Source organism: Streptomyces sp. NPDC020898, from assembly GCF_044333925.1.
In the GTDB taxonomy this organism is placed as follows: domain Bacteria; phylum Actinomycetota; class Actinomycetes; order Streptomycetales; family Streptomycetaceae; genus Streptomyces.
This window is the reverse complement of the sequence record NZ_JBIRRV010000015.1, coordinates 238,660-256,299: the sequence shown is the minus strand read 5'-3', so window position 1 is coordinate 256,299 and position 17,640 is coordinate 238,660. Positions and strand designations below refer to the sequence as shown.

Annotated in this window: 14 protein-coding genes and 1 pseudogene; 10 read left to right on the top strand and 5 right to left on the bottom strand. The window is 69.9% G+C overall.

Annotated features, from left to right (window positions below; all coding sequences use genetic code 11):
• The 7 genes from ACH4TV_RS36790 to ACH4TV_RS36760 all read left to right on the top strand — a co-directional run.
• On the top strand, positions 1-135 hold a 135-nt coding region (locus ACH4TV_RS36790), incomplete at its 5' end, for an acetyl-CoA carboxylase biotin carboxyl carrier protein subunit (protein WP_398402372.1).
• Between the two features lie 92 nt (positions 136-227).
• A complete protein-coding gene (locus ACH4TV_RS36785; RefSeq protein ID WP_398405626.1) occupies positions 228-419 on the top strand; it encodes a ferredoxin in 192 nt (63 codons plus the stop codon).
• Positions 416-1,690, top strand: a complete 1,275-nt coding sequence (locus ACH4TV_RS36780; RefSeq protein ID WP_398405625.1) for an NAD(P)/FAD-dependent oxidoreductase — start codon at positions 416-418, stop codon at positions 1,688-1,690. Before ACH4TV_RS36785 ends, ACH4TV_RS36780 begins: the two co-directional genes overlap by 4 nt.
• A 117-nt stretch (positions 1,691-1,807) precedes the next feature.
• Positions 1,808-3,556 (top strand): acyl-CoA dehydrogenase family protein, encoded by a 1,749-nt coding sequence (locus tag ACH4TV_RS36775; protein ID WP_398405624.1) that lies wholly within the window; start codon positions 1,808-1,810, stop codon positions 3,554-3,556.
• A gap of 30 nt (positions 3,557-3,586) precedes the next feature.
• Positions 3,587-4,879, top strand: a complete 1,293-nt coding sequence (locus tag ACH4TV_RS36770; RefSeq protein WP_398405623.1) for a cytochrome P450 — start codon at positions 3,587-3,589, stop codon at positions 4,877-4,879.
• Positions 4,880-4,939: 60 nt separating this feature from the next.
• Positions 4,940-6,178, top strand: a complete 1,239-nt coding sequence (locus tag ACH4TV_RS36765) for a cytochrome P450 (RefSeq protein ID WP_398405622.1) — start codon at positions 4,940-4,942, stop codon at positions 6,176-6,178.
• Complete coding sequence (locus ACH4TV_RS36760) at positions 6,175-6,528, top strand: nuclear transport factor 2 family protein (protein ID WP_398405621.1); 354 nt, start codon at positions 6,175-6,177, stop codon at positions 6,526-6,528. Before ACH4TV_RS36765 ends, ACH4TV_RS36760 begins: the two co-directional genes overlap by 4 nt.
• Before the next feature lie 67 nt (positions 6,529-6,595).
• On the opposite strand, the gene ACH4TV_RS36755 is transcribed toward ACH4TV_RS36760, so the two are convergent.
• The gene (locus tag ACH4TV_RS36755; RefSeq protein ID WP_398405620.1) at positions 6,596-7,327 is read right to left on the bottom strand and encodes a TetR/AcrR family transcriptional regulator; all 732 of its coding nucleotides are present in this window, start codon (positions 7,325-7,327) and stop codon (positions 6,596-6,598) included.
• Positions 7,328-7,491: 164 nt separating this feature from the next.
• Here ACH4TV_RS36755 and ACH4TV_RS36750 point away from each other — a divergent pair, with 164 nt between their 5' ends.
• Together ACH4TV_RS36750 and ACH4TV_RS36745 are read left to right on the top strand one after the other, a co-directional pair.
• The gene (locus ACH4TV_RS36750; RefSeq protein ID WP_398405619.1) at positions 7,492-8,964 is read left to right on the top strand and encodes an MFS transporter; all 1,473 of its coding nucleotides are present in this window, start codon (positions 7,492-7,494) and stop codon (positions 8,962-8,964) included.
• 115 nt (positions 8,965-9,079) lie between these two features.
• Positions 9,080-9,835 carry a thioesterase II family protein gene (locus tag ACH4TV_RS36745; protein ID WP_398405618.1) on the top strand — a complete coding sequence of 252 codons (756 nt, stop codon included), beginning with the start codon at positions 9,080-9,082 and terminating at the stop codon, positions 9,833-9,835.
• Between the two features lie 126 nt (positions 9,836-9,961).
• On the opposite strand, the gene ACH4TV_RS36740 is transcribed toward ACH4TV_RS36745, so the two are convergent.
• Together ACH4TV_RS36740 and ACH4TV_RS36735 are read right to left on the bottom strand one after the other, a co-directional pair.
• A complete protein-coding gene (locus ACH4TV_RS36740) occupies positions 9,962-12,877 on the bottom strand; it encodes an AAA family ATPase (RefSeq protein WP_398405617.1) in 2,916 nt (971 codons plus the stop codon).
• Between the two features lie 1,297 nt (positions 12,878-14,174).
• Positions 14,175-14,300: pseudogene (locus ACH4TV_RS36735) on the bottom strand (MarR family transcriptional regulator); the annotation flags it as partial.
• A gap of 130 nt (positions 14,301-14,430) precedes the next feature.
• On the opposite strand from ACH4TV_RS36735, the gene ACH4TV_RS36730 reads away from it, so the two are divergent.
• A complete protein-coding gene (locus ACH4TV_RS36730; RefSeq protein WP_398405616.1) occupies positions 14,431-15,792 on the top strand; it encodes a lanthionine synthetase LanC family protein in 1,362 nt (453 codons plus the stop codon).
• Positions 15,793-15,884: 92 nt separating this feature from the next.
• Here ACH4TV_RS36730 and ACH4TV_RS36725 read toward each other — a convergent pair whose 3' ends face one another.
• Positions 15,885-16,556, bottom strand: coding sequence for a GntR family transcriptional regulator (locus tag ACH4TV_RS36725; RefSeq protein WP_398405615.1), 672 nt, complete (start codon positions 16,554-16,556; stop codon positions 15,885-15,887).
• A 61-nt stretch (positions 16,557-16,617) separates the two neighbouring features.
• Positions 16,618-17,619 carry a proline racemase family protein gene (locus ACH4TV_RS36720; RefSeq protein ID WP_398405614.1) on the bottom strand — a complete coding sequence of 334 codons (1,002 nt, stop codon included), beginning with the start codon at positions 17,617-17,619 and terminating at the stop codon, positions 16,618-16,620.
• Positions 17,620-17,640 lie beyond the last annotated feature (21 nt).

Genomic DNA, 17,640 nt, shown 5'->3' with positions numbered 1-17,640 from the left:
CTCATCGTCGTCCTCGAAGCGATGAAGATGGAACAACCCCTCAACGCCCACAAAGCCGGCACCGTCAAGGGCCTCGCAGCCGAAGTCGGCGCCTCCCTCACCTCCGGCGCCCCCATCTGCGAGATCAAGGACTGAACTGCCCGTCCCGGCCTGTCTGCCTCCTCTTCCTGCCCTTCTGCTCGCGTCCCGATTTCGCGTTTCATTCCGTCACGGCAAGGAGTTCGTTCATGCATGTCTCCGTGGACCCCATCAGGTGCTGCGCCGCCGGTCAGTGCGTCCTCATCGCTCCTGACGTGTTCGACCAGGCCGACGACGGTTCCGTGGTCGTCCTGCTCAGCAGCCCCGGCAGCGACCGCCACGGGGCCGTCCAGGAGGCGGCGTCGGTCTGCCCCGGCATGGCCATCCAGGTGGAGGGATGACAGACGCGGCCATCGCCGTGGTCGGCGCGTCCGCGGCGGGGCTCACCGTCGCGGAGGCCCTGCGCAGGGGCGGGTACCGAGGCCGCCTGAGCCTGGTCGGTGCCGAGCCTCGTGTGCCGTACGAGCGTCCTCCGCTGTCCAAGCGGGTGCTGACCGGGGCGACACCACCGGAGGACACCGCGATCCGGGATGCCGGGTACCTGGAAAAGGAGCTCGCCCTGGACCTGCGGCTCGGGGTACGGGCGACCGGGCTCGACGTGTCGGGCACGACGCGGCGGCTCACCCTGGAGACGGGCGAGCACCTCGACTGCGACGCCGTCGTGGTCGCGACCGGAGTGCGCCCGCGCGCCCTTCCGGGCACCGAGGGCATCGACGGTGTCCATGTGCTGCGCACCCTCGACGATGCTGTCGCGCTGCGCGAGAGCCTGCTGACCGGGGGCGATCTCGTCGTGGTGGGCGGCGGGGTACTGGGCACCGAAGTGGCCGCCGCGGGACGCACGTTGGGGCTGCGGGTCACCCTGGTCACCGAGGAGCGGGAGACCCTGGGCGCGGTGATCGGCTCGGAGCTGGGCGGGCTCGTCGCGCAGGTGCACCGGGCGCACGGTGTCACCGTGCACACCGGCCGGACCGTGACCGGGATCCCGTCCTGCGACGGCCGGGTCACCGGCGTGTGCCTGGACGGAGGGCTGCGGATCGCGGCCGACACCGTCGTGCTGGCCATCGGGTCGGTGCCGGTCACGGACTGGCTCGCCGACAGCGGGCTGGACGTCGCGGACGGAGTGGTGTGCGACGCACAGTGCCGGGCCGCTCCAGGCGTCCTCGCGGCAGGAGACGTGGCCCGCTGGTGGCACCCTCACCACGACCGCACCCTGCGCGTGGAGCACCGTATGAACGCCTCCGAGCAGGGCATGGCCGTGGCGCGCAACCTGATCCTCGCGCTCGACTCGCCCGGGACGCCGGCCCTCGCGTACACACCGGTTCCGTACTTCTGGTCGGACCAGTACAACTGGCGGCTGCAAGCGTACGGAGTGGTTGCGGGCGCGGACCGGGTCGAGGTCCTGCACTGTGACGCCGGTGCGTGGGACGAGGTGCCGCCGCGTGCCCTCGCCCTGTACGGGGACGGGGAACGTGCCCTCGGTGTGGTGGGCATCGGCCTGCACCCGGCCGCCGCACGGGCGCTGCGCGGTGCCGTGGCGGGCGATGCGTCCGGGCCCGTCCCGTGGGGCCGGGCGCTCGACATCGCGTCGGCCGCGAACGACGGTAATTGGTAGGGGTTCTCTGCCTTTCTCATCAGGGGTATGCGATAGGGGCCGTCCGTCACTAGCGTTCATACAGAGGTCCGGCCGCACCGGTGACGCACGACCGAGACAGAAGGAAACTCCGCTGTCATGAGTTCAGGAAACACGGGCTCTCCACCGAATTCCGTACCAGAGTTCCTGGACAGTTTCGACTCGGGCCGTGTCCTGTGGAAATCGCTCAGGAATTTCCCGGAGCAGGACGCGACAGATCGACAGCTGGGCGATTCGGCCGTTCAGGAAATCGGCGAATTCCTTGAGAAGCGACTGGATCCCGAGGAAGTGGACCGTACCCGTCGGCTTCCCGAACACTTTCTGGAGGACCTCCAGGAACGCGGTTTTCTGCGGCTTCGTTCGGAGCCGGGGAGCGGCGGCCTCGGCCTGTCGGCGTACAACGCGTTCCGGGTCGTCGAACGGGCGGCCGCCTGGTCGGCGCCGGCCGGGCAGGTGCTGGGGATCCAGGCCGGGGTGGGGGCAGGAGCGATGCTTCCCGCGATGCCGCCCGGGGAGCTCCGGGACGTCGTCCAGCGGCGTATCGCCGAAGGCGCGGTGTCCGGCTTCGGCGACACCGACGAAGCGGGGCAGAACAACACCTTCCCCTTGATGACCGCCACCCTCTCGGAAGACGGTTCGGCGTGGGTGCTGCACGGCGAGAAGCTCTTCACCGGGCACGGACCGGTCGCCGATCTCCTGGGCGTCTCCGCGACCGTGGTGCGGGACGGCCGACGCCACGTCGGTGCGTTCTTCGTCGACACCCGTGACTGCCCCGGCTTCCGGGTGGTCTCCCGGCTGGAGTACCTGGGCAGCCGGGGTCTGCCGAACGCCGCGCTCGCTTTCGACGGAGTGCGGGTGCCAGGCGCGCACGCGCTGATCGACGACTCCGGTGCGGGACTGCCTCCGATGGTGGGGCTCATGGCACTGGTCGGAAGGGTTTTCTTCACCGGCGCCCCGGCGCTGGCGATCGCCCGCAACTGCCTTGCCTGGTCACTGGATTTCGTACGGCGGCGGACCGTCGACGGCAAGGAGCTCGGCGCGTACGACTCCGTGCAGCGCATCGTGGCCACGTCGGCCGCCGAGGTGTACGCGATGGACAGCGCGGCCCGCTGGGCCCTGAGCGGCCCTGGCGCCGGGGACCAGTTGTTCGAGCGGTTCGTCGCGAAGAACGTACTGACCACGACCTGTTGGCGTGTCGTCGACCGGACCATGTCGCTGCTGGCGGCCGAGGGGTTCGAGACGGTGTCCAGCAAGGAACGGCGCGGCGCGCCCGCGCTGCCGCTGGAGCGGGCCTTCCGTGATGCCCGCGGGCTCCGCATCGCCGGCAACATCGACTTCCGTCTCGACGAGCAGGCCGGCCGGCTGCTGCTCGACCGCCACTACGCCGGGCGTGCTGCCGGCCCCGGGCAGATCCCGTCCGGGGCGGGCGGTGCGGCGGCTCTCCAGGACCGTGGCCTGTCGGCCGCGAACCAGGAACACCTCCGGCTGGTGGACGGCCGGCTCGCCGAACTCGCCGAACTGTGCGCCACGTTGACCCGGGCACAGCCCGATCCCCCGCGGTTGTGGGAGGGGCAGCGGACGGTACTGCTGATCGGCCGTATCGCCACCGAACTGTTCACCATGTGCGCCGTTCTCTCCCGGGCGAGCAGTACCGGCACCGGTACCGGGAAGAACTCCCGCTTTTCCGGAGCGGAGAGCCAGGAATACGCCGACATTCACTGCGCTGCGGCGGAACTGCGCGTCGCGGCCCACCTGTACGAGTTGGCCTCCGCGCCGGACCTCGATTACGCGGCGGTGAGCGCCCGGCTGCTGAGCGATGCCGCTTCCGACCGAATCACCGGGTACTGAGATGTGCCGGTTCATGAATGTGAGGTATTGATGAGCGCGGACCGTTCCCCTGTCGCCGCGGGTTCCGCCGGTGAACTGCCGGAGGTGCTCGGCGGTTTCGATCTGACCGACCAGTCCCTCTTCGCGGCCGGTGTTCCCTACGACGTGTTCGGGCGGCTGCGCCGGGAGGCGCCCGTCCTGTTCCATCCGCCGGGCCTGACCGCCGACGGGGACGGATTCTGGGTCCTCACCCGGCACGCGGACATCGTGGCGGCCGGCGCCGACACGGCGTTCTCCGCACAGGGCGGCGGCGACCGGAAGGGCGGTGGCTCCCATCTGGAGGACCTGCCGTTCGGAGTGCACGCCGGCGTGCTGTTCGCCATGATGGACAACCCGCGGCACGAACTGATCAAGAAGCTGCTGACACCTGCCGTGACCGGACGGGTCGCCGCAGGGCTGGCCACCGAGTTGCGCGGGGTGGCGGCGGACCTGGTGGACAGCGCCGTCGCGCGGGGCCGGGTCGACTTCATGAGCGAGGTGTCGGAGCCGTTCGCGCTGCGGTCGATCGCCCTCATGCTGGGTGTGCCGCGTACGGACTGGCAGCAGCTCACCGAGTGGGGCCGAGGCGTTCTGGGCTTCGTCAACCGCCGTACAGGCAAGGTCGACGAGTTCTCCACGACGACCTTCCACGCCATGCAGGCGTACTTCCAGGAGTTGCTGCGGACCCAGCGGGGCCGGCCCGGGGAGAACCTCGGCGCGATCCTCGCCAACGGCGACATCGACGCGGGCGGCGGCCAGGGTCCGTTGTCCGGGTACGAACGCGAGGCGAACGTCACGCTGCTGCTGATCACCGGTTTCGAGCAGCCGCGCAACACGATCGCCGCCGCCGTGCAGGCCTTCGCGGACCGTCCCGAGCAGTGGAAGGCGCTGCGCGCGGACCGGTCGCTGCTGCCGAACGCGCTGGAGGAGGCGCTGCGCTGGAACCCCCCGAACCCCTACAACCGCCGTACCGCGACCCGTGACGTGGAGCTGCGGGGGTCGCTGATCAGGGCGGGCGACAAGGTCACCTTCTGGTGGCCCTCGGCGAACCGGGACGAGGAGGTCTTCGCCGAGCCCGACGTGTTCGACATCCGGCGCAGCCCCAATCCGCATCTGTCCTTCGGCACCGGCACCCATTTCTGCATGGGTGACGAGGTCGGAAGGCTGGAGATCCGGCTCGTCCTGGAAGCGCTGCTGGACCGGGTCGCGGAGATCAGGACGACGGCTCCGGTGACGTACGCGCCGAACAACAAGCACACCGTGATCCTCGACATGCCGGTCGAGTTCGTCCCCGCGACGGACTGACCGTCCGGGCCACACCTCTCTGCCCATCCGCATCCTCGAAGCACAGACGGGATATCCGACATGACCGAAGCCAGTGTCCTTCCCTCGCCCGACGCGCCGCCGGAGGTTCTTCCGTACGATCCGTTCGACCCGGCCTACCACGCCGATCCGTACAAGGTGTACGAGAAGCTCCGTGCGGAACAGGGCCAGGTCATACGCACCGCCGCGGGTGTCGCCGTTCTCGGCTACCAGCAGATCTCGGACGTGATGCGCGACTCGCGCTTCGGACGGGGGGACGGCGCGGGCGTCCAGGACACCATGATCCCCACGGACGAGGGGCTGCGCCGCGCGTTCATGTTCATGGACCCGCCGGACCACACCCGCATCCGGTCCCTGGTGAACAAGGTGTTCACGCCGCGGACGGTGGAGCGGGTGCGTCCGCAGGCCGAGGTGTTCGCCGCCGGGCTGCTGACGAAGCTGCGCGCCGAGCACGGCGACGGACAGATCGATCTGGCGGCGCACTACTTCCGTCCGCTCAGTGCGTATGTACTCAACGTGCTGGTCGGTGTGCCGGAGAAGTACCTGGAGCGCTGCATCGAGTTCGCCAATGACGCCGGCCGGGGCCTCGACCCGGAGTACACGCTGAACGAGGCGGAGCTGAGGACGCGTATGGCGGCGCGGGAGGGCTTCGTCGACATCTCGGTCGAACTGATCGAGCAGCGGCGGGCCAAGCCCGAGGACGACCTGATGAGCGAACTGGTCGCGGTGGAGCAGAACGGCGAGCGGCTCACCGAGACGGAGTTGCTGACGACCGCGGCCAACATCTTCCTCGCGGGGTTCAGCGCCCCGCAGGCCATGATGGGCCTGAGCGCGCTGGCGCTGCTGCGCCACCGCGAGCAGCTCGCGTGGTTCCGCGCCCACCCGGAGAAGGTCGCGAACGCCGTGGAGGAGCTGATGCGGTACGACTCCGCGGTCCAGTTGGCCAGCCGTACGGTGCTGGAGTCCGCCGACATCAGCGGTGTGCCGGTGGCGCCGGGCGACGAGGTGTTCCTGATGCTCGGTGCGGCCAACCGGGACGAGAACTTCTACGAGAATGCCAACACGCTGGATCTGACCCGCGCCCCCAGTCGCAACCTCGTCTTCGGCCACGGCATCCACTTCTGTGTCGCGGCGCCGATCGCGCGTCTGGTCACCCAGGTCGCCCTGAACGCGCTGACGCGCTACGACGTCGCGCTGGTGACCGAGACACCGCGTACCAACGGGGCCCTGGCCATTCGCAGCCTCGCCGAACTGCCTGTGACCCTCGGGGAGTCGAAGTGAGCGAGGAGGTGCTGGAGCTCAGCCGGCGGTACATCGCGCTGTGGAACGAGCCCGACGACGCGGAGCGGCTGTCCGCGGCCGGGACACTCTTCACCGGGGACGGCCTGTACGTCGATCCCCAGGTCACGGCCGAGGGCCCGGAGGCCATCACCGCGTACATCAACGAGGAGCGCAAGAAGTTCGAGGGCCTGGCCTTCAGCCTGGGTGAGGTGATCGGAAGCCATCACGGTCTGGCGCTTTTCACCTGGCGGCTCGGCCCGGTCGGCTCCCAGGAGGCGGTCGCCACCGGCTACGACACCGTCCTCGTCGAGGGCGGGCGGCTGCGGCAGGTGTACGGCTTCTTCGCCTGAGCCGCCGACATCGGTGAGCACGTCGTGAAGGAACCTGCCGGTGTCCGATGGGGCACCGGCAGGTTTGTCAGCTGTGCCGGGTTCCGGTGGCGGCCTCGGTGAGCCCGAGTGTCCGGTTGAAGTCGTGCATGTCCGTCTCGTAGAGCTTCCCCGGGTCGGTCACCTGGTGGCGCAGGTGGCCGTAGATCTCCAGGGTGAGCAGCCCGTGCATCCGGCTCCACAGCCGCAGGCAGAGCGCCACGGCTGCGGGCGGCAGGTCCGGGAAGGACTCCTGGGCCAGGGCCACGAGGCTGGGCTGGAAGTCGCTCCACTGCTCCTCGCAGTGTTGCTGGGTCGGTGCGGCGTGCTCCCACACTCCCGCCACCAGAGCGAGCAGGACGGCGCACAGCCGGCGTTCCGCCTCCTGCGCGACGCCGCCCGCGGGAGCCTGGTAGCCGGGCACCGGATCGCCGTAGATGAGCCGGAACTCCTCGGGATGGGCGACGGCCCACGCCCGGTAGGTGTGGGCGTGGGCGAGCACCTGACCGGCCGGACTGTCCTGCGGCGCCGCGCTGTGCGCGGCCTCGAACGCGTTCGCCAACGAGTCGTAGACGTCGGCGGTGAGCGCCGTGATCAGGTCGTCCCGGTTGGTGAAGTAGCTGTAGATGGCGCCCGCCGTCATGCCCATCTCACGGGCGATGGCCCGCAGCGAGATGGCGGCAGGCCCTCCGGCCGCCATGTGCTTGAGCGCAATCGTCTTGATCTCGGACGTCGTTTCCGCCCTCAGGCGGGCCCGCCGGCTCTGCGTCGCATCTCCCATGTTGACAGCCTAACAGCGTTGAGCAAAAGTATGCCGTGCGGAAACTGAACGGCGTGTACTAACATTGAGTCGTTCAGCAACAACGCTCCGTTCGGAAATAACGCGGGGTTCAGTCGCTCACGCCCCGCGAACACACCGTGTCCCTATGTGAAGGAAGCCAAGTCGTGGTTGATACCGTCCCCGGAACCCAGCGGCGGACCGGGCTGATGCTCGCGCTGCTGGCGTTCGCCCAGTTCATCGTCGCCGTCGACTACAACATCGTGTTCGTCGCGCTTCCGGAGATCGGCAGCGCACTCGGTTTCAGCGCCCAGTCGCTCCAGTGGGTCGTCAGCGCCTACGCGGTGGCCTTCGGCGGGCTGCTGCTCTTCGGCGGCCGCATGGTCGACCGGCTGGGCGGGCGCCGCATCTTCATTCTCGGCCTGGTCATCTTCGGCCTCGCCTGCCTGGTCGGCGGTTTCGCCGAGAGCCCTGGGGTGCTCATCGCCGCCCGTGCCGTCCAAGGCCTCGGTGCCGCACTGCTCACCCCCGCCACACTCACCCTGATCAACACCCGCTTCGAGGAGGGACCCGAGCGCAACCGCGCGCTCGCCGTCTGGGGCGCGTGCGGCAGCGGTGGTCTGGCGGCCGGCGCTCTGCTCGGCGGTGTGCTCACCGACGCCCTGGGCTGGGAGTGGGTCCTGTTCGTCCTCGTTCCGCTGGCGCTGATCGCGGCCGTCGTCGCGCCGGGCACCCTCGCCCCCGACGAGTCCCGCTCCAGCAGCCAGGGCGGCTTCGACGCCGTGGGCGCGATCCTCGCCACCCTCGGTTCCTCACTGCTCGTCCTCGGCCTGGTCAGCGGACCCGAGGTCGGCTGGGGCTCGATCCGCGGTGCGGGCGCCATCGTCGCCGGTGTCGTGCTCCTCGCGATCTTCGCCCTGGTCGAGAACAAGTCCGCGAGCCCGCTGGTTCCCATGCGGCTGTTCCGCAACCGCAGCCTCGTGACCGCGATCCTGATCATCCTGGTCTTCCAGAGCGCCCTCGGCGGTTCGTACTACATCTTCACCAACTACCTGCAGGGCGTGCTCGCGTACGACGCGCTGGAAGCCGGTCTCGCCTTCGTGCCGCTGGCCATCATCTCGATGGCCGCCTCACTGAAGCTGGCCGGGCTGCTGCTCGGGAAGTTCGGTCCGCGGGCCACCCTCTTCACCGGCATGGCCATCAACGGCGTCGGCATGGTGATCCTGGCCCTGTCGATGTCCACCGGAGCCTCCTTCTGGACGCTGGTACCGGGCCTGATCGTCTGGGGAATCGGCGGCGGTGTCACCTTCCCGGCGATGTTCGTCTGCGCCGCCTCGGGCGTGGCCCCGCAGGAGGCCGGTGCCGCTTCCGCCCTGGCGACCACCTCCCAGCAGATCGGTGGCGCCGCCGGTCTGGCGCTACTGGTCGCCGTGGCCACCGCCGGCCTGAGCGGCGACCCCGCTCCGGTCGCGGATGTCGCGGACGGGCTGCGTACCGCCATGTGGATCGGCGGGGCCGCCTCGGTCATCGGCGGACTGCTCGCCTTCACCCTGAAGAAGCCGGGGACCGCCCCGGCACCGGAGACCGCCGAGATCCCGCGCGAGCGGGCCGGCGAGGTCGGGATGCCCAGCAACGGCTGAGCCTCCCGACCCAACAGAGCGGTCCATGACCGGTGCACCCCCCGTCACCGGCCATGGACCGCTCCCCTTTCTCCCGCTTTCTCCCGCCCGGCCCGCCACGACAACTGGTGATCCCATGCCTCTGCCGACCACTGCCGAAGATCCGTGGATACGGCGCTACGTTGACGCCGACAGGAGGGCGGAAGCCGTTGTTCGGCTCGTCTGCTTTCCGCACGCAGGAGGATCGGCCGGCTACTTCCGACCACTGGCCCAGGCACTCGCTCCACGGTTCGAGACCCTCGCGATCCAGTACCCCGGACGGCAGGACCGGCGCCGGGAACACCTCCCGGAGAGCATGGCCGAACTGGCGGACGCCGCCTTCGCCTCGCTCCGCCACCGGGTGGAACCGCCGTTCGCCTTCTTCGGGCACAGTCTGGGCGCCGTGCTCGCCTTCGAGGTGACACGCCGGTTCGAACAGCTGACGCCCACCGGTCCCGTCCGGCTCTTCGCCTCCGCCCGGCGCGCACCGTCAGTGGCCAGGAACGAGTCCGTGCACCTGCTCGACGACCGCGGCCTGATCCAGGAGATCAAACGGCTCGGGGGCACCGACCCGGCCGTCCTGGACGACCCGGAGCTGCGCGAACTCGTTCTGCCCGTCGTGCGGGCCGACTACCGGGCAGTGGAGACATACGCCTGCCCGCCCGGAGCCCGCGTCACCTGCCCCGTCTCCGTGTTCGCCGGCTCGTCCGATCCCGTCACCCCCGTGGAGGAGGCAGCCGCCTGGGGCCTGCACACCACGAAGGAGGCCGACACCCGGGTGTTCGACGGCGGCCACTTCTATCCGGACGGGAACTGGCCCGCGCTCGCCGCCGCGATCTCCGCCGTGCTGTGAACGCCGGCACCGGCGACGTGGCCGGCCGGTCCGGCGGTCCGGTGTCCAGGGCGGACGCCCCGGACACCGGACCGAACGGCAGAGGCCGCGGCGGCGGCCGTGCGTCTCGGCCGGCTTCGCCGTCGGTCAGCAGGCGGTGCGGGCCGACTCCGCCCGGCCGACGTGCTGGATCGCCACAGCCAGGTCGGTGCGTCTCTTGATGTTGAGCTTGCGGTAGACGCGGGTCAGATGCTGCTCCACCGTGCTGACGGTGACGAAGAGCCGGCTGGCGATCTGCCGGTTGCTGTGCCCGCTGACCGCGAGTTGAACCACTCTCGTCTCGGCGTCGCTGAGCGCCTCGACCCCCCGCTCGGGCTGGTCGGACCGGTCGGCCGACGAAGGGACGGAACGCGCCTCGTCCGTGCGGGAAACCCCGAGAACCGACGCGGGCAGACGCGCTCCGCGCTCTTCCGCCATCAGCCTCCCCCGGCGCAGCATCAGCCGTCCTTTGCTGTACTGGCCCTGCTCCTGCAGGGCCCAGCCCAGATCGTGCAGGACCAGCGCGAGTTCCAGCGGAGCTCCGCACTGCTGCAGCAGCGCGGCCGCCCTGGCCAGCAGTTTGAGACGCTCACCGGCCGGACTGCATGCGGCCAGCACCCGGAGCGTCTCGGCTTGGACCCGCGGAAAGTCGGAACCGCACCTGCGCAGTTGCTCCGCCGCCAGGGCCGCCGCCTTCTGCTGGTCACCGAGATGCAGGTACGCCTGGGCCGCGTCCGAACGCCACGGAAACACCGTCGGGTGGCCCATTCCCCAGCGGTCGGCGAGTTCACCGACGGCGAGAAAGTCGTCGAGGGCCGCGGCCGGATGGCCGCTCAGATACCGCCGCCCCCGGGCCCGCAGCAGACCCAGGCCGAAGGGGGTTTCGAAGAGGGAGCGCGGCGCCGCCTTCATGGCCTCGTCGATCCAGGCCTCGTTACCGCCGGTCAGCGCGCTCGCATGGAGCGCGATGCCCAGCGGCAGCCCCAGCAGTACGCCCCAGTTCCGGGCCGGCAGCAGTTCCAGCGCCCGTCGAATCTCCCGTACGGCGGCCTGCGGTTCTCCCTCGCGCAACGTGATCTGCGCACCGACGGCGGTCAGCAACGCCTCCCACACCACGGCGGACTGCTGTCGTGCCTGATCCAGCAGTTCGGCGGTCCGCTGCCGGGCTTCCTGGAACTGTTCCGCGTGGATCAGTACCTGCAGCGACACCAACAGTTCCTGGACCGTTCCCTCGTCGAGGGGGTGGCGCCGCAGGGCGTGCACTGCCTCCTTCACGGCGCTGGGACCGGGCCCCTCGGACAACAGGTCGCCGAGTCTCATGGCGGCCCGGCGCCTGGAACGGATCTCCGGCTCCGGCGGGAGTACGCTCCTGCCGGCTCCCCCGTTCCCTGCGCTGTCGCCGCCCGAAGGGGTGAGGGGCCCGACCGCCCAGTCGGGGTAGAGGACGTTCAGCCAGCTGCGCATGGCCTCAAGGTGGAGCGCGCCCTGGCCCTGGCTCGTCGGCGCTCCGTCACCCCAGTCCTCGATCAGGACGGCGGCTTCGGCAGGACGCCCGAACCACAGGAGCGCGTCGACCGGAACCGACACCTGCTCCACCGGAAGTAATCGGGCCTTGGCCTGCGCGACCAGCGCGGGGACACGGCGGTACGCGACGTACGGCTCGGTGCGCCAGAGGGCTCGTACCAGCATCGCGGTGGTGGTGGCCGTACGCCGGGCATCGGTGTCGTGTCGCAGCGAGAGCCGGAGGCAGTCCGTCGCGAACTCCACCTCGCCCTGGGCCAGGGCCTGTTCGGCCGCCTCGTGCAGAACGGGAACGGCACAGTCGGACTCGATCCGGTCCGCGGCCACGATCTGACCGGCCACCTCGATCGCCGAGAATCCGCCCTTCAGCTGCACGTTCGCGGCCCGCAACTGCAGCTCCGACCGCTCCTCGGCGGTGAGCGCACCCAGCACGGCGGCCTGCGCCTGCGGATGGCGGAGCAGGCCGTCGGAGACAATTCCGCTCTCCCGCAGGATCTCCAGCACCTGGGTGGTGGTCTCGGTGTCGGTTTCGGCCAGTTGGGCCAGTAAGGGGATGGGGAGCGCCTCGTTGAGGACGGCGAGAGCCGACGCCACCTGGAGTACCTCGGGTTCGTAGCGATAGAGGCAGCTGATCAGGGACCGGCCGAATCCGGTGGCCGCTCCGAGGCGCGGGACGCGGGGTCCGACGATCCTGTGGTTGTCCTCGATGAACCCTCGCAGCAGCAGGGGGTTGCCGCCGCTGACGGCGTACGCCTCGGCCGCGAGTTCACGGCCCTGGACCCTGCCGAGCTGCTCGGCCAGCACGTCCTCGACGCCCTGCGGCGAGAAGAGCGGCAGCCGCAGCACGCCGGCCAGAGGCTCGGACGGCAGCTCCGCCTCGGACAGCGCGGCATGCCAACGGACATGCGGAGACTCGTTGAGAAGGACCATCAACTGCGCGGAGCGCATACGACGGACCACGAACGACAGGCAACGCAGGGAGGGCAGATCGGCGTACTGAACATCGTCTATGGCGAGCACCAGCGGTCCCACCGACCGCTCCACGACATCCATCAGCGTCATACACATCCGGTGGAAGATCTGCGGCGCCACGTGCTCGGCCGGGGAGTCGGCCAGCAGATGGGGCATGGGGACGGACTGCCCCTCCTCCACCAAGCGGGCGATACGAGCCCGGAGGCCGGCCTCGATCGGGGCGTTGTGGAAGAGATGGGCCAGGACACCGAACGGGACCGCCTGTTCAGCGCGGGAGGTGGCCGCTTGCAGGAAGCTGCCACCTGAAACGGTGACATAGCTGGAAAAGACGTTCAGAAGCTCCGTCTTGCCGCAGCCGACAGGCCCTTTGACGATGACAACCCGGCTGTCGCCTCGACGGCAGTCGTCGAACAGATCCCGCAGCGCGGCCACTTGCCCGGAGCGTTCCGGCGGGCTCGCCGCTCCGGGTGGTCCGCCGACCGAATGCCGGGACGGCCTCTTGACAGGATCGGTTGGTATTCGGGTCGTCACGCTCACTCGCTCCCCCAGGCATGATTCAACACAGGAACTCGTCACCGAGCCTGTACGGAATTTAAATACCGCCCCACCTGTTCCGTCAACGCCGTTTATCAGAGGCAGAGCCAGACACCAGACTCACCGGACAGATCGGGCACCGAACCAAGGAAACAGATGGTTTACACCCAGGTCAGAAGTCAAACGCCACAACCAGGCAGAGCAAAGTGATCTCCCTCACGTTCCCACCGGGGCAGACTCGTGCACATGTCAGCTTCTTTACATCCGGAATAACTTCCGGAAATCCGGACGGCAGGACGATCGCGCGGACCATGAGGCGCCGCGCTCGGCCAGGCTCGGCGAAGAAGAGCAGGCCGGGGAGCAGTGTCGGGCCGCCGAGGCCGATCCCGACCCCGCCCACCCCCCACTTGAGCCAGATTCCGGCGGCCTCATCCCGACCACAGAACCCGCTGGAACCCCTCTCTCGGTTTCCTTCACCATCTACCGGGAGAGTTTCTCCGGTAATTCCGCGTTCACCGGAGCAGATTCCCTCTCCAGAATGCGAAAAGGAAGCAAGAGGTCGAGACGGGCTGAATAGCGGGAATTCCCGGCCGAACAGTTTCCTGGACCCGTCAATCCCCGGAGCGCAATCGCACACTGCTCGGCTGCGACAGAATGAGCAGCGAGGCCGGGGAGTCATGGAGCAAGGCGTGACGTCCATGTCAGCGGCGACGGCGTACCACCGACGGGACGATGACCGGGACGCACAGTGATCCGGATTCCCTGAAGCGGAGACGAACCGGCCTCGATCAAGCGGCAGCCCGCATTGCGTGCACGACGGGATCCCTGGGGAACCGCTCCGCCATGGACCAGTCGTCTGGGCACAGTTGCCGTCGCCGCCCCGGGCGGATTGGCCCCGTACCGAAAACAGGCCGGTGGCTTTCCCTATGCGTTCGCTGAGTGCCCGGAAGCTACGTGCGGGACATCCATTCCTCACGACTGCCCGGCGCAGGGGCGGCCACCTTTGCGTCGGCGAGCGCCATGGCCCGGCCAACCGATCTGATCTCCGGTCCGGCCCCTGCGACCGCTGCGGTGTCGCCGGAAGCGGAGATCCTCACCGAGGTACCGGATGGTATACGGGCACCACAGCCCGGGTTGCGTCCAGGCAAGTGGTGTCCCGATCCCGTCATCGACCCGGCCGGCCGGAGGGGCCATGGTCAAGCTCGACTACGAGGCGTCTGGAGCGCTCCGGATTCGTGGACCGCGCGGGCACCGGGACTGCCGGCGCGTCGCCTTTCGGCCGCTGGATCCGGGTGACCGGTTTCGTGGCCCCACGGGTGGCCAGGACGACCAGCATCCGGAACTGCGGGAGCGTCACGCGCTCCTCGACCTCCGCGAGGGAACGGGCGGAGACCGCCACCAGCAGCCTCGACGCCGTCATCACCGCACGGTCTCGTGCTCCGGCATGCGTCCTTTCCACCGTGCCGACGTCGCCGCCCCGCCCGGGATGGGAACAGATTTTCCCTTCCCATGACCGTGATGGTGTGGCAGGAGCGTTGTAGCGTCGCCGGGTGGTGGTGAGCGGCGCGGATGACGGGTACCGGGAGCTGGGCGAGGCCGCCTGGTCGTGGGTGCTGGCACAGGTCCGTGAGGACGAGGGCCCGTGGCTGCCGGAGACGGTGCCGGAGAGCGCCTCCGAGGACGGCCGGGACACCGCACCCCCGAAGGACCGCGACGGTCTGTACTCGGGGATCGCGGGCCTGGCCCCCATACTGGCGGAGATCACGCGGTACCGCGAACTCACCGAGCGGGAACGGTCGTTGGCGTCCGGGATCGTGACCAGGCTGTCTTCGGAGGCGAAGGACCGCACGGAACCCTCACTGTACAACGGGCTGGCGGGCGACGCCGTGGCGCTGAGGCTGCTCGCACCGGGCACGGAGTCCGTCGCGCTGCGGCGGCTGGCCGGGCTGGCGACCCCCGGGGGCTGGCGGACCACCGTCGATTTCGAGAAGGGCTCCGACGCACCCCTCAACGACATCATCATGGGCACCGCGGGCGTGGTACTCACCGCGGTCTGGGCGGGCGGTGAGTTCGCGGAGCCGATCGCGACAACGGGCTGCGAGGCCCTGCTGCGGGTCGCGGACCGTACGGAGGCGGGCCTGGACTGGGGCATCGGCGCAACGACGGAGTGGCGGGCGCCGAACTACTCCCACGGCACCGCCGGAGTGGCCTCGGCGCTGGCGGTGGCGGGGGCGGCGCTCGGCAGGGAGGACTTTGTCGAGGCAGCCGTCCGGGGAGCCCAACACGTCTTGTCCGTAGGCCGGTTGGACGACGGCGGCTTCGTCGTGCCGCACACGGTCCCGCCGTCGAAACGGGAGGTGGAACCGGTGACCTACACGTGGTGCCACGGTCCGGCGGGCACCTCGCACCTGTTCGCGGCGCTGGCCCACGCGGGCGTGCCGGAGGTGTCGGAGCTGGGCGTCGGCGAGCTGCGGCAGCGCTGCCTGACCTCGATCCTCACCTCGGGGGTCCCGCAACGTCTGCGCCCCGGCTTCTGGGACAACGACGGCCGCTGCTGCGGAACCGCGGGCGTGGGTGACGTACTCCTCGACGCGGCGCAGGACAGCCGGGACACGGATACGGCGGATGCGGCGGAGACCCTGGTGCGGGCGGCCCGTGGGATGGGTGACGCGTTGGTGGAGCGGGCGGTCAGGGACGAGGCGGGCGCCCGCTGGCGCTTCGTCGAATACCGCCAGGAGCACCCGCTGCTGCCCCCGGGCACCGCGTGGATGCAGGGCGCGGCGGGCATCGCGGCGTACCTTCTCCGGCTGGCCCGGTTCATCGAGACCGGGGCTGGGGCCGAGGTGGTGGACCGGCCGGACCAGTGGTGGGCGGTGCCGGAGCGGCTGCGTGTCACGGGCGGTACGGCCTGAGCGCCCCCGGAAACGTCAGGTCAGCTCCTGCTGGGCAACCAGGAGGCGGCCCCGGTCGCCACCAGGTCGACGTCGCCATGTGGGGCGGGGGTTCAGTGGGCCCAGTCGCCCCGGACATGGCCCAGATGTCTGGTCATCACGGTCCGTACGCGCTCCGCGTCCCGGGCGAGGAGGGCGTCCAGGATCTCCAGGTGCTCCTCGGCGGTCGACTTCAGCAGGCCGCGCTCCGCCAGTGCGGTGAGCCCGTACAGACGGGAACGTTTACGCAGGTCGCCGACGACCTCGACCAGATGCTGGTTGCCGGCCAGGGCGAGCAGACCGAGGTGGAAGCGGCGGTCGGCCTCGACATGGGCGATGAGATCGCCACTCTCCGCCGCGGCGACGCTCTCCTCCGCGTGCGTGCGCAGCGCCTCCAGTGCGGCCGGGTCGGCGGTCGCGGCGAGGCCGACGGTGGTCGGGATCTCGATCAGCGACCGGATGTGGGTGTACTCGTCGAGCTGCCGCTCGGAGACCGTGGTGACCCGGAACCCCTTGTTGGGTACGGGATCGACCATGCCCTCCTTCACCAGGTCGAGCATGGCCTCGCGCACCGGGGTGGCCGAGACGCCGAAACGGGCGGCGAGCGAGGGCGCCGAGTAGACCTCGCCGGGCCGCAGTTCACCGGCGACGAGTGCGGCCCGCAGCGCGTCGGCGACGCTCTCCCGGTAACTGGGCCGCGGCCCGCCGAGGCTGGGCAGGACGGGGCCGGTGCGCTGAACGGCCATGGGTGTCTCCTGGGTGGATCTCGGAACCCGCTGGTTCTTGACTTGCTGGTTCCTGGCGGTGTCAGAGTACGAAGCCGGCCGGGAACGGGTCGTCCGGGTCCAGCAGGTACTGGGCGGTGCCCGTGATCCAGGCGCGGCCGGTGATCGTGGGCACCACGGCGGGGCGTCCGGCGACCTCGGTGGCCTCGACGAGCCGCCCGGTGAACGACGTACCGATGAAGGACTCGTTCAAGAAGTCCTGGTGCAGCGGGAGTTCACCGCGCGCGTGCAACTGGGCCATGCGCGCTGAGGTGCCGGTGCCGCAGGGCGAACGGTCGAACCAGCCGGGGTGGACGGCCATCGCGTGCCGGGAGTGCGTCGCGGTCGAGCCGGGGGCGGCCAGATAGACGTGGTGGACGCCATTGATGGTCGGGTTCTCCGGGTGTACGGGTGGACTGTCGGCGTTGATCGCGTCCATCAGGGCGAGTCCGGCGCCGAGGATGTCGTCCCCCCGTTCGCGCTCGAAGGGCAGCCCGAACTCGTCGAGGGGCAGGATGGCGTAGAAGTTGCCGCCGAAGGCCAGGTCGTACGTCACCGTGCGGCCGTCGGCGAGGGTCGCCTTGCGGCCCAACTCCACGGCGAACGAAGGGACGTTGCGGATAGTGACCGCCTTGGCCGCGCCGTTCTCCACCGCCACCTCGGCGACGACCGGCCCGGCCGGGGTGTCCAGCCGGATGGTGGTGACCGGCTCCACGACCGGGACCATGCCGGTCTCGACGAGGACGGTCGCGACGCCGATCGTCCCGTGGCCACACATCGGCAGATATCCGGAGACCTCGATGTAGACGACGCCGTAGTCGCAGTCGGGCCGGGTCGGCGGCTGGAGGATCGCCCCGCTCATGGCGGGGTGCCCGCGCGGCTCGTTCATGAGGAAGTTCCGTACGTCGTCCCGGTGTTCGCGGAACCACAGCCGGCGTTCGTTCATCGTGTCGCCGGGAATCGTGCCGATGCCGCCGGTGACGACCCGGGTCGGCATGCCCTCGGTGTGCGAGTCGACGGCGTGCAGGACGAGCTTGCTGCGCATGGGGCGATCCTCTCAGGTGAG

Excerpts from the sequence above, each read along its gene's own strand:
- ACH4TV_RS36785 (WP_398405626.1), top strand. The coding sequence starts at position 228 with ATGCATGTCTCCGTGGACCCCATCAGGTGCTGCGCCGCCGGTCAGTGC.
- ACH4TV_RS36780 (WP_398405625.1), top strand. The coding sequence starts at position 416 with ATGACAGACGCGGCCATCGCCGTGGTCGGCGCGTCCGCGGCGGGGCTC.
- ACH4TV_RS36775 (WP_398405624.1), top strand. The coding sequence starts at position 1,808 with ATGAGTTCAGGAAACACGGGCTCTCCACCGAATTCCGTACCAGAGTTC.
- ACH4TV_RS36770 (WP_398405623.1), top strand. The coding sequence starts at position 3,587 with ATGAGCGCGGACCGTTCCCCTGTCGCCGCGGGTTCCGCCGGTGAACTG.
- ACH4TV_RS36765 (WP_398405622.1), top strand. The coding sequence starts at position 4,940 with ATGACCGAAGCCAGTGTCCTTCCCTCGCCCGACGCGCCGCCGGAGGTT.
- ACH4TV_RS36755 (WP_398405620.1), bottom strand. The coding sequence starts at position 7,327 with ATGGGAGATGCGACGCAGAGCCGGCGGGCCCGCCTGAGGGCGGAAACG.
- ACH4TV_RS36745 (WP_398405618.1), top strand. The coding sequence starts at position 9,080 with ATGCCTCTGCCGACCACTGCCGAAGATCCGTGGATACGGCGCTACGTT.
- ACH4TV_RS36725 (WP_398405615.1), bottom strand. The coding sequence starts at position 16,556 with ATGGCCGTTCAGCGCACCGGCCCCGTCCTGCCCAGCCTCGGCGGGCCG.
- ACH4TV_RS36720 (WP_398405614.1), bottom strand. The coding sequence starts at position 17,619 with ATGCGCAGCAAGCTCGTCCTGCACGCCGTCGACTCGCACACCGAGGGC.